Source organism: Bifidobacterium margollesii, from assembly GCF_002860355.1.
Taxonomy (GTDB): Bacteria; Actinomycetota; Actinomycetes; order Actinomycetales; family Bifidobacteriaceae; genus Galliscardovia; species Galliscardovia margollesii.
Map to the genome: position 1 here is coordinate 1 of NZ_NMWU01000052.1, position 11,994 is coordinate 11,994.

9 protein-coding genes and 1 pseudogene are annotated in these 11,994 nt (G+C 63.5%); 7 read left to right on the forward strand and 3 right to left on the reverse strand.

Features of this window, described 5'->3' with window-relative positions:
* From Uis1B_RS11190 to Uis1B_RS12105, 4 genes are all read left to right on the forward strand, one after another.
* Positions 1-1,506, forward strand: a 1,506-nt coding sequence (locus Uis1B_RS11190; RefSeq protein ID WP_101618326.1) for a VirD4-like conjugal transfer protein, CD1115 family, incomplete at its 5' end; no start/stop codon positions are given.
* Positions 1,503-2,594 carry a sortase domain-containing protein gene (locus Uis1B_RS11195; protein WP_101618327.1) on the forward strand — a complete coding sequence of 364 codons (1,092 nt, stop codon included), beginning with the start codon at positions 1,503-1,505 and terminating at the stop codon, positions 2,592-2,594. The genes Uis1B_RS11190 and Uis1B_RS11195, both read left to right, overlap by 4 nt.
* Before the next feature lie 30 nt (positions 2,595-2,624).
* Complete coding sequence (locus tag Uis1B_RS11200) at positions 2,625-2,837, forward strand: hypothetical protein (RefSeq protein ID WP_101618328.1); 213 nt, start codon at positions 2,625-2,627, stop codon at positions 2,835-2,837.
* Positions 2,834-2,983: a hypothetical protein gene (locus tag Uis1B_RS12105; protein ID WP_165782872.1), complete on the forward strand. Its 150-nt coding sequence runs from the start codon at positions 2,834-2,836 to the stop codon at positions 2,981-2,983. The genes Uis1B_RS11200 and Uis1B_RS12105 overlap by 4 nt, the downstream gene beginning before the upstream one ends.
* Positions 2,984-3,150: 167 nt before the next feature.
* Here the strand turns inward: Uis1B_RS12105 and Uis1B_RS11205 are convergent, their stop codons facing one another.
* Complete coding sequence (locus Uis1B_RS11205; RefSeq protein WP_243390363.1) at positions 3,151-4,389, reverse strand: DUF262 domain-containing protein; 1,239 nt, start codon at positions 4,387-4,389, stop codon at positions 3,151-3,153.
* 448 nt (positions 4,390-4,837) lie between these two features.
* On the opposite strand from Uis1B_RS11205, the gene Uis1B_RS11210 reads away from it, so the two are divergent.
* The 3 genes from Uis1B_RS11210 to Uis1B_RS11220 all read left to right on the forward strand — a co-directional run bounded on the left by Uis1B_RS11210 (position 4,838) and on the right by Uis1B_RS11220 (position 8,567).
* Entirely contained in the window at positions 4,838-5,884 is a 1,047-nt protein-coding gene (locus tag Uis1B_RS11210; protein ID WP_243390364.1) for an ATP-binding protein, read from the forward strand.
* Positions 5,877-8,159 carry a S8 family peptidase gene (locus Uis1B_RS11215; RefSeq protein WP_101618330.1) on the forward strand — a complete coding sequence of 761 codons (2,283 nt, stop codon included), beginning with the start codon at positions 5,877-5,879 and terminating at the stop codon, positions 8,157-8,159. Before Uis1B_RS11210 ends, Uis1B_RS11215 begins: the two co-directional genes overlap by 8 nt.
* Before the next feature lie 75 nt (positions 8,160-8,234).
* Positions 8,235-8,567, forward strand: coding sequence for a type II toxin-antitoxin system HicB family antitoxin (locus Uis1B_RS11220; protein ID WP_101618331.1), 333 nt, complete (start codon positions 8,235-8,237; stop codon positions 8,565-8,567).
* Between the two features lie 192 nt (positions 8,568-8,759).
* Here the strand turns inward: Uis1B_RS11220 and Uis1B_RS11225 are convergent, their stop codons facing one another.
* The gene (locus Uis1B_RS11225) at positions 8,760-10,397 is read right to left on the reverse strand and encodes an SIR2 family NAD-dependent protein deacylase (protein ID WP_165782873.1); all 1,638 of its coding nucleotides are present in this window, start codon (positions 10,395-10,397) and stop codon (positions 8,760-8,762) included.
* A gap of 97 nt (positions 10,398-10,494) precedes the next feature.
* Positions 10,495-11,994, reverse strand: a pseudogene (locus Uis1B_RS11230) (hypothetical protein); the annotation flags it as partial.

Below are 11,994 nucleotides of genomic sequence, written 5' to 3' on the forward strand. Positions count from 1 at the left end.
CTCTACGCCTGGGCCAGCCAGCACAAGTTCCGACCCGGCGAGGAGCACGGCTCCGCACGCTGGGGCGAGCCGCGCGACATGGCCCCGTTCACCGACCCCGACCCCAAACGCAACCTCCAGTTCACCCGCACCGAAGGCCTCGCGCTCGACACCCACGCCACCCGACGCAACCTCAACGCGCTCGTCGTCGGCGGCTCCGGATCCGGCAAGACCCGCAGCTACGTCATGCCCAACCTCCTCAACGCGTCCATGAACTGGGTCGCCACCGACCCCAAGGGCGAGCTCATGCGCGCCACCGCCCCCGCGCTGCGCGAAGCCGACCCCAAGTACCGGGTGCGCGCGTTCGACCTCGTCGACCCGGCCAGCAGCTGCCACTTCAACCCCATGGCCTACATCAACCCCGACAGCCCCGAGACCAGCATCCTCCAGCTCGTCGAGAACCTCGTCACCAACACCGACGGCACCAAAAAGGACCAGGGCGACCCGTTCTGGAGCAAGGCCGAACGCGCCCTGCTCAACGCGCTCGTCGCCTGGACCTGGTTCCTCGCCGACAACCCCAACCTGCCCGCCGTGTGCGACATGGTCGCCGACATGGAGGCCAGCGAACAGGACGAGACCAAGATGAGCATCATCGACGCGCGCATGGCCGCCGCCAAGGAGCTCCTCGACGAGCTCGCCAAGGGCACGCCCGACTGGGTCGGCGGCATGGACCGCAGGCAGCTCGACCGGATCGCCGACGGCCTGCGGTTCGCCGTCAGCCAGTACCGCACCTTCCTCCAAGGCGCCGGCGAGACCAAGAAGAGCATCATCATCAGCGTCGGCGTCCGGCTCGCGCCCATCCAGGTGCGCCAGATCCGCGACCTGCTGGAAAGCGACGACATCGACCTGCACGCCATCGGCCGGGAGAGGACCGCGATCTACATGATCATCCCCGACACGCACGCCACGTTCAACTTCCTCGCCGCCGTGTTCTACCAGAGCCTGTTCGAGACCCTCATCTACGACGCCGACCACGCGGAGGGCGGGCACCTCGACATCCCCCTGCACTGCATGCTCGACGAGTTCGCCAACATCGGACGCATCCCCAACTTCGAACGACTCATCGCCACCATCCGAAGCCGAGGCGTGTCCGTCAGCGTCGTCCTGCAGAACATCGCCCAGGGCAAGGCCCTCTACGAGAGGCAGTGGGAGACCATCGAGGGCAACTGCGACAGCATGCTCTTCCTCGGCGGCTCCGAACAGTCCACCACCGAATGGATCAGCAAACGGCTCGGCGCCGAGACCATCGACACGCGCAGCGTCGGCGAATCCCGCGGCTCCACCGGCAGCTGGAGCGTCAACATCCAGCAATCCAGGCGAGAGCTGCTCACCCCCGACGAGGTCGCCCGCCTCGACACCGACCACTGCATCTACATGCTGCGCGGACTGCCCCCGTTCCGCAGCCTCAAGATCGACCCCGGCCGGCCCATAGCCCGCCCCAAGAGCACCCTGCGGCACGCGAAATGACGATCGGACGCATCATCCGGGCCGCCGGCCGCACGCTCGGCGGCCTGCTCGTCATCGTCGGCCTGCTCGGCCTCGCCCAGACCGCCTGGCCATGGATCGGCGCGCCCCTGGCCGCCGACACGACCACGACCGAGACCGGGACGGCCGTCCACGCCATCCGCATCCGCGACCACGGCACCGACCGGCCCGTCGGCCGGCTGAGGACCACGCCGCCGCCCGACCCCGGACCCGCGCCCGGCGAGGACGAGCCGATCGGCGAACTATGGATCCCCGCGCTCGGCGACGGATGGCACAAGCCCATCCGGCAGGGCGTGACCAGGCGCGTGCTCGACCGGTACGGCGCCGGCCACTACCCGGACACCGCCATGCCCGGCCGGCCCGGCAACACCAGCTACGCCGGCCACCGCGTGCCCGCCGACTTCGGCCACCTCGACCGGCTGCGCGCCGGCGACCGGATCATCATCGAGACCCCGGCCGCATGGATCGTCTACGCCGTCAACCGCACGCCCTACGTCGTGCACATGAGCCGCACCGAGGTCATCGGCCCCCACGCCGCCGGCGCCGCCCGCGGGCTGACCCTGACGACCTGCGACCCCATGCGGTTCAGCTTCACGCCCGCCGTGGACCGGCTCATCGTCCACGCCTCCTACGCCGGATGGGTCGCCCGGACGGACGGCTGGCCCGCCGAACTCACCCACCCGGCCACCCGGATCCGCACGGCCGCCGCGGCCGCGACCCGCACCATAGGGCGGGCCGCACGCACCCAAACGGCCGGAAGTCTCGCCATCGCCGCGGGCGGCCTGTGGGCGACGCTCGACGCGCTCACATGGATCGCGTGCCGCCGGCGCATGCGCGGCCCGTGGACGCCGGGCATGGACCCCATGACGCTCCTGTGGCGCATCCAGGCCGGACCCATGCCGCGCGACCCGGACGCGCCATGGCCGGCCCGCCTGCCCGGCCTCGCCGTGCGGGCGGCGCTGTACGCGCTCATGTGGACGGCGATCGTGCTCGCCTGGTGGCAGTGGGGCGCGCCATGGATCCAGCGGGCGATGCCCATGTTCGCCACGGGCGCGCCCACCATCGGATAGACCAACGAAACCGAAAAAGGAGGAACCATCATGACCCGCAGACCCACGCTGACGGGACGGGGCATCCGACGCGTCTGCGAGCCGGACGCGACCGGCGCGATCCGACTCGACCCGGCGTTCCCCGCCATGGCCTGGGCCGCCATGATCGGCCGGGACCAGCCGGCCGGAACGACCTACGTGAGGGACGAATGGGGAGTGTCCGCCGCCGACGACGAACGGGAGACGCCGGACGGGCGCCCATGACCGGCGGCAACGGCATCATCGGCCGCGCCGGCATCCGGATGGCCAGCCACTACGCCCGCCGGGACGCGGCCGGCCTCGCCAGGCTCCTCGATCAGGCCATCCCCGAGTCCCACGACGACCCGAACGCCATCGAGAAGACCGCATGATCGCGCATACGCCGCAAGAAACACGTCTCGCCGGCGGCGCGGGATTTGGCCCGCCGCCGGCGAGGGTGCTAGGCTATGGGACGAGCTTGAAAGACCGGATCCGCTTTTGCTGGTGGGGCGGGATTTCCGACTCGAAACCGCATGACCGGCTGCCGCAGGCATCCGTATCACTTTGTCATGTTGTTGTCCGTGTAATACGCATATGCGGAATCGAACGACTCCGTGAAGAGCAGGCGAAGAATCTTCATGGCATCCGTGAACGCCTTTCTGGACGAAGTTCGGGCCGTGCTCCAGAACAGGGAGCGGTAAAGGGGCGCCCGCCGTCTCTCGAAATCGGCTTTGTCCATGGCGTATTCGTCGCTGAAGTACTTGGCATAGGCGACTTGGTCGGCTTCGCTGGTGTTAAACGCCGCCAGTTTCGCCGACAGGTCACATACCTGCTGGACGCGTGTGAGCGCATCGGTTCCGGCGAAGTAGCCCGGATCCAGAAGAGTCAAGCCGAACAGCAGTTTGAGCATGCGTTTCGATGCGCGTACCTTCGCCACCGGAACCGGAAGCCCCGCTATGTCCGTGATACCGGCATTCAGGTTCTCGATGCACTCCGTCTCGGCTGCGGTCAGCTTCGGCAGTCCCTCGACGAACGAGATTAAGGCCTGGTCCGCCGCATTCATCTGGAGCTTGTCGAACCATGCGCCGAGGACGGAGTAATAGACCTTCTCCAACTCGGCGCGTCTGAAGCTAGCGCAGTTCACCTTCTCCAGGAACGTCTGCGCCGGGATACGGTCAAAATACTGGCTCATGGGGTTGTCCGGCAGGGCGTTGATGATTTCGCCGGCGCGCAGTTTCTCCTGGTTCTGCAGCACCTTGAAATAGTTGCGGATCTGGGTTGGATCCGCCGCCTGCATGGTGTACACGGGAATGTTGTAAGTGTTGAAGTTCATCTGGATGCTACTGGGCAGGTCGCGGAAGGAAAGCCTCTTCGCGCGGCGCATCCGCGATAGCCCGTCCGGATCGGAGTCTCCAACGATGCGCTCGATGATCTCCTTCGCCTGGTCGGAGATCTTCTTGCTGAGCTGAAACCAGTCGTCGTAGTTGTCGATCCACTGTCCGACATTGCCGCATTCCATGAACCGGAAGATCGTGGTCAATCGTTGTTTGCCATCCACCAGCTCCTGACGGGCGTTTTTCTCGTTGGCATGGTCGAGGTTGTTGATGACGATATTGCCGATCGGATAATTGAGGATGATGCTCAGGATGAGCTGATCCTTGTATTCGTTGGACCAGATGTATCCACGCTGATAGTCGGGCGAGATGTCAAGGCCGTTGGCGCGACTGTTCTTGATTGATGCCATGAGCGAGATGATCGGCAGCTGGGATGGAGTGATGTTCAATCGTTGGAAAATCATTCACAACTCCTTAGAATCTAAAGGAATATCGTCCACAAGCTTGAATAATATCACAATATCTCTAGAATCTAAGCACTAAGAGTCTCTAGAATCTAAAAGCCTGCCATCGTTCCGAACCGCGGACCGCCCCTACGCGGCCTCCTCCTCTCGACCGCCACCCGGCCAACGCGGGGACGGGTGCTGACGCCGGTGCCCATGGCCACGTCGCGCACGGTCGGGCCCTCGCCGCGCAACACGGCGACGTCGGACTCCGGCCTGCTCCAACAAGCCGGAGTTTTCTTTTATCGCGGCTCGTATGGACCGCAGCTTCAACAGATAACCTGAAACAGGCAAAGACAAATCATGTATGATTTGGGACACAGATATCTATGATTAGGAGTATGCTTGACGAGTATAGAACGGGATCGAACGGATGGTGAGGGCGCGCGGGAGTATGAAGAAAAAAGACGTGTTGAATTTAATTCGGTATCACGCCGAACACAATGATGCGGCGTTCCGCAATGAGGCGTATGGCATCGCGAAGGATTTCGACCGTTCCGGCGATGTGCAGTTGGCCTCCTACATCATCGCGTTGCTGTCGGACGCCAATACCTTCACGCCGCAGGCCGCAGATTCCTCTGTGCGTTCCGAGTTCCTCGTGAAGCGTCCCGTGGTAAAGGCATCGCTGCCCTTGCCGGAAGCCATTACGAACGATATTCAGGGAATTCTCAATGCGATCGGCCGAAATGTCGGCATCCACAGGTTTTTGTTTCATGGGCCGGCCGGTACGGGCAAGACGGAGTCGGTCAAGCAGATGTCGGCCATCATGCAGCGCGACCTATATGTGGTGGACTTCAACTCGGTCGTGGACAGCCGTCTCGGCCAGACGGCGAAAAACATCGCAAAACTGTTCGACGAGATCAACGGTTTCGCCCAACCGGATCGGGTGGTGGTGCTGTTCGACGAGATCGATGCGCTGGCGTTGGATCGTGTCGATTCCCACGATGTGCGTGAGATGGGCAGGGCCACATCCGCGCTCCTGCGTCAGATGGACGATCTGTCGGATCAGGTCATGCTGTTCGCCACCACCAATCTGTTCTCCAAGTTCGACAAGGCGTTCGTCCGTCGTTTCGACGCCGTCATCGATTTTGGCCGGTACACACGTGAGGATCTGGCTGACGTAGCTGAAAGCATCATGAACGGCTACGCCGGCCGGTTCTCGTTCATCGGCAAGAACATGCGACTGTTCCGCAAAATCCTCTCCCTGGCCGAACGGCTGCCGTACCCGGGAGAGATGAAGAATCTCATCCGCTCGTCCATCGCATTCAGCAAGCCCAACGATGAATTCGACTATCTGCGCCGCCTGTACGTCGCGCTCGTGCCTAACGGCGCGAAGAGCCTCCAGGATGTTCGCGCGCTGTACGGGCAGAGGTTCACTCTGCGCGAAGTGGAGATACTGACGGGAGTCTCCCGAAGCACCATCGCACGGGAAGTGAAGGAGCATGGCAATGAATAACACCCTACGGCTTAAAGGCAAGTTCCAGACCAGAAGGGCCCGACGGCCGGGAGCGCCTACGCTGCCCGCACATGCGAAGGTCACCACGGACGATGTGGACGCCAAAATCGGGCAGCTCAATGCCGTGCGTGATTTCTGGACGAGGAATAAGACAGACGTCGCGCCTTTGGTCGAAGTGCACTATAGGACCGTGGTGGCGAAAAGCAACCGTATCCGACAACTGCTGTCCGGACCGGGGAAAAGATCCAACGACACTATTGTCGGCGCACGATTCGAAACGGTTGACGACATTGATTGCCATGTCATCACCCACTACGTGACTATGCGGATCATCGACTCGACCATCGCCGATCTGACGGCCTGCCGGACGATACTTGAACATCATGGTGGCGGTATCGACGCCGACGGACTCGCCGCGCTCACCAAGGCCGGCCTTGACCGCATCGACTCGAACGCCGGTATGAGCAAGACCGCCTTCGCCCAGACGGTCCGTGACGTGTACTACGTCAGGCGGTTCGATGTCAAACAGCATGCCGACGGGCAGATGGACCGCTCCTTGGTCACCATATACAATACCGGTCGCGACGTTCCCCAGACCGTGGAGTTGCTGAACTCCCTCGGCGTGGACGTGATCTCGGCGAACCTGCTAGATCCCACCACCATCAGCATGACACCGGATCAGTACGACGCTCTCATCGGAACCGCACCGTATTTGGTCGCCATGTCATTGAGGGACACTTCGCAATTGGAATTCGAACCGGCTTCCACGCGCGACAAATACTCGCCGAGCATCCCCGAGCCAGGCAACGAGCCGGTCGTCGGCGTCATCGACACGCGATTCGACACGAACGCGTATTTCTCCGACTGGGTCGAATACCATGACGAGATCGATCCGGAAATGGGCGAGGATCCTGGCGACTACGCGCATGGCACGGCAGTCACGTCGCTCATCGTGGACGGCCCCACGCTGAACCCGAGACTCGATGACGGGTGCGGCCGTTTCCGCGTGCGGCACTTCGCCGTCGCGAAGGAGGGCAAGAACAGCTCGTTTGCCATCCTCAGAGCGATACGCCGCATCGTCGCCACAAACCGGGACATCACCGTCTGGAACCTGAGTCTAGGCTCGGCCTCGGAGGCGCCGAAGAACTCCATCTCGCCCGAGGCGGCCATCCTAGACAAGCTGCAAAACGAATACGGCGTGATCTTCATCGTCGCCGGAACCAACAAGCTCCCAGCCGACGACAGGGACAAGCCCAAACGCATCGGCGCACCCGCGGACGCCATCAACGCGCTGGTCGTCAACGCCACCTCCATACTCAAGGAGCCGGCAAGCTACACGCGGGAAGGTCCGGTGCTCCAATTCTTTCGCAAACCCGACCTCTCGTGCTTCGGCGGGGACGACATCGAACGCATGGCCGTCTGCATGCCCGGTGGCGTCGCCCTGACCGCCGGCACATCGTTCGCCGCCCCGTGGATCACACGTAAGATGGCCTACCTGACCCACGTCATGAACCTGTCGAGGGAGACCGCCAAGGCCCTGCTCATCGACTCCGCCTCCGGATGGGGGACATTCCCATCTCATGGCATCAAACTCGGCTATGGCATCGTGCCCACACGTATCCAAGACATCCTGACCACGCCGCCCAATGAGATACGGTTCATGCTTGAGGGCACCGTCAACGCCTTCGAGACCTACAACTGGCGCATCCCCGTGCCGATTGTGAAAGGGAAGTACCCGTACATGGCGAGAGCGACGCTCTGCTACTTTCCGAAATGCGACAGGAACCAGGGCGTCGACTACACGGACACCGAACTGGACCTTCATTTCGGGCGCATGAAGGCCGATGGCATCGACTCGCTCGACAACAACGTGCAAGACGACCCGACCGCGCGAACCTATGAGGGTGATGCGCGCAGGCTCTACCGCAAATGGGACAATGTGAAACACGTCAGCGACATCGAGAAGACCCGCTTCGTGCCGCGAACCACCCGGGGCATCCCATACTGGGGCTTCAAGATCCGCAAGACCGAACGCTTCGACCCGCCGAGTGACGAGAACGGCGGCATGGGTCCCAATGCGGGCGATGGCATGCGATTCGGCATCGTGGTGACCCTGCGCGGTATGGACAGACGTAACCATTATGACGAATTCAAACAGAACTGCCAGCTACAGGAGGAACCCTGGATCGTAGAGGAAATCGACATGCAGACCAACATCGAGCTTTACCATGAGGCAGATGTGAATATCGAATTCGACAACGATGATTCCGAATAGGATGAGAATGCCTTTGTATGAAAGATTAAATGAATGGCTCTGTTAAACCAGAATCGACAAGAAGGAGCAGACACGATGAAGGACGTCACCAACCACTACGCCTACCGCATCCGCTGGTCCGCCGAGGACGGCGAATACGTCGGCACCTGCGCCGAGTTCCCCGGCCTCAGCTGGCTCGACGACTCCCCCGCCGACGCGCTGGTCGGCATCCAGCGGGTGGCCCGCGAGGCGGTCGCCGACATGCGGGTCAACGGCGAGAATCCTCCCGAACCCTACGCCGACCGCACCTACTCGGGACGGTTCCTCGTGCGCATCCCGCCCGAGGAGCACCGGAAGCTCGCCGTCGAGGCCGCCGAACAGGGCATCAGTCTCAACCGGCTCGCCGCCAACCGGCTCGCCAACGCCTAGCGGATCCGCGATCGCCGGAGATGGGCGTGTCGGCCGGATTGCCGCCGCTCGGAGGATCGCGGGGATCCACCGAGCGGGCATTCCCCTTTGTACTATGAGGACGGGTCCTGGATTTGCGCGCGTGATCCGGATCCTCAGAACGGTGACGCCTTCACTGATTCGCTAGGTGCCGCTTCGATCCGGGGAGAGGCACTATTGGCGATGACTGTGGAGGCGTGCTTTTCTTTCGTACAACTCCCGGTACTTCAGGAAGTCATAGATTCTCACGCACTTGCGGAAGTTGGCGTCATCCAGCATGCTGACCGTGACGTCCTCACCTTTCTTCTTTTTCCTGACCTTGCAGGAGGAGATCTCCCTCAGATATTTCAGCAAGTCCTCCGTCTGTATCTCCTCGGGGTTCAGCGAGGTGAGCCGTTCATACGCCTTTTCCTTACCGAATACGTCGATAAGTCCTCCGACGCTTTTCTTCCCGAGCTTCGCTCGGTTCTTCCTCTTGTTGGACAGATCCGTCTTGGAGAGGTAGGAGCCCATGCTGTTTCTCTTATGGATTTCGGACAGTATTTTTTCACCTGTAATGCGGCCATCGTACTGGGAAAGGTATTTGTACATCGGCAGTCCGCCGGGGTTCTTTTTCAGTTCCGTATCCAGATAGGCGCCCACGACCAGCTTGGCGTCGAACGTCTTGTCGTCGAACAGTACATCCTCATACATGTCGGTGACATTCACCGGCCGCCCGTAATCCCTGCCTCCCAAGCCTACGACCACCTCCATATCCGGGGGAAGGATGCGCAGTCCCTCAAGATCGGTGAAATAGACCTTCTTCGTGTGATCCGATGACAGATCCGCGGCTTGGAATATCTGCCTGGCCAGCTGGCCGAGCACCTTGGGGGCGAAACGTTGGTCCAAGTCGCCGATCGCCCGATAGACGGGAGAAAAGTCGTCGGTATGGATGGCAGTCATGGACACGAACGAGTTGCCGACCTTGAAGTTCATCGAACCGTCGATCCGATGGAACGAGGAGTAGTCGATGAAGATGAAGCGTCTGGCCATCTCCCGCGCGTGTCGTTCCCCGGCGCACTCGGCAAGGGACGTGATGATGTTGCCGATATCCGGATCGGATAGGGAATATCCCAGAAAGACGACGGGATATTCCCCGAAGATCGTCAGGACCTTGGACATGAGATAGGACTGGCGTTCCCGGAACAGGTCGTAGTCCCGTTCGTCGAGGACCATGGATTCCGGATCCTCCACTGAACCGTGAATCTTGTAGATCTCGCCGAGACCGGAGAGCGAGGAAAACAGGAGTTCCTCCTGCCCGACGTACCGGTCGTAGTCGGGAAACACATTCTCCATGAGGAGGTCGTAGTTCGTGGTGATCACGCCGGCGACATGCGTGGAGGCACCGCGCAGAAGCTGGAGCTCTTCGGTCAATCTGCACGGGGAAAAGTCCCGGAGGTGCTCCGCGATGTAGATCTTCATCGCAGGAGACCCGGCGTCCAGCTCATCTCCATGCCGGCGACGCCATTCGTCGAATCCCGGTTCCAGCGTGACCCCGAGGAAATCCCGTTCCATGTTGCTCGCGGCCCTGATCAGGGCCCTGTCCTCTCCGACTTCGGCGAGGGCCGCCTGATAATAGGCGAAATACGGCTTCATGCGAGGAGAATGCGTGCTTGCAATCACCCATTTCAGCAGGTCGGCCCAGTTTTCCGTGCCCATATAGCGCTGGGAGACGCCTGATCCGACGAATAGGAACGGAACCCTGTTCGCTTCGGTCAGCAGATCGAAGACCGTGGCGCGAACGCGTTCGTTGAATGATGGGTCACTGTCCAATGAAGGTCCTTTCCCCTTGGGCGGGTGCCGCCCGGTCGGCACGGGTCCGACGTGACGATTCAGGCCGTTGCATGGGTTGTTTTTCATCCATACCGTATCACTGAAGCACCGCGCCGTCCCCACCGTTCCCGGACGGAGCCGATGGGGCGGCCGGCTTCGGCGCGGGTCTCGGCGTCGACGTGGCCCGCGGGCTCGGCGCGCTCGGCGCGGACGGCGCACGGTACGCGGACGAGCCGGACGACGAGGAGCCGGCATACGAACGCCGGTACGGGGATCCCGAACCATGCGCGCCGGAGCCCGAGCCGGAGGATGATCCGGCGCCGGACGACGAACCCTGCGGGGATGCGGAACGTCGTGCGGCCGCCTCGCGTTCGGCGGCCTCACGGGCCTGCTCGGCGCGGGCCGACCTCGCCGCGGCGGCCGCCTTCTCCACGCGCTCGACCAGCGGCTTCAGCCGTCCGGCCGCGTCGACGGCCTCCCTCAGATTCGACCCGTCGATCCTCACGCCGCGCCACCGGCCGGCCAGCACGAGCATCGCGTCGCGATCCGCGCCCTTCGGAGCGTCGGCCAGCTTCGAGGCCCTGCCGATCAGCGACGCCAGCGTCCTTCCCGTCTCCGCGGCCTTCGCCGACGTGGCCGACGCCACCGCGGAATCCAGCCTCCTCGCCGCGGCGTCGATCGAGGCCGCGTCCGACTTCGGGTCGTCGATCAGCCCGTCCAGAACGGAAAGCGCCTCGGAGACCGGACGGGAACCGGCCACGGGGGAGGAGACGGCCCTCTTCCTGATCACCGATGCGGCTTTGACGCTCGCCTCGCGGGCGCGCGCCGCCTCGTCGGCCCGCCGCTTCGCCCGACTCTCCTCGTCCGCGCGGCGACTGGCCTCGGCCTGCTCCTGCAGCTGGGCGTCCCGATGCGCGTCCCAGGCGCGCCACGTCCAGTAGCCGCCGGTGAACACGAGCGTCGAGACCAGCGTGCCCGCCAGCAGCAGCGTGAGCGCCCGGCGCGCGCGTATGGCGAGACGCGGCCTCGGCACGTCGAGCGCGACGTCGGGGTCGGGGCCCGCGATCGACGTCGCCTCCGGGACGTCTCCGGCGTCGGGGATCCCGTCTCCTTCCGCGGATAAGGAAGCGTCGGATCCGGGGGAGCCCGCCTCACCGTCCGATTCGGCCGTCCGGACGCCGGGTTTCCCGGCCGGGCCGGCGGGCTTCGGCCCCTCCGGTTCCGGGCCGGGGTCCTCGGGACGCCCTGCGGACGCCGCGGAGTCGGTTCCGGCCGAGGCAGGGGCGACGACGACGGGCATGGCCGGCGGCTGCGACCGTTCGATGGGAAGCGCGCCGTGGTCCGGGGGATCGGATTCCCTCCGCGCCGCGCCGGGCCGGACCGTCCGTGATGGCAGCAGTCCTGTCAGCGCCCGGCCCAGGCTCCACGGCTCCGGGGCGGGAGGCTCGGGCGGGGGCCCGTATGCCTCCGGCCCCACCACGTACGCCTCCCTGGCCCAATCGGCCAGCTCCGGCCAGCAGGCGGGATGGTCGGGCACCTGGTCGAGACGGTCCCAGTACCTGGGATCCAGGCACATCGAATACAGCTGTCGGGCCGT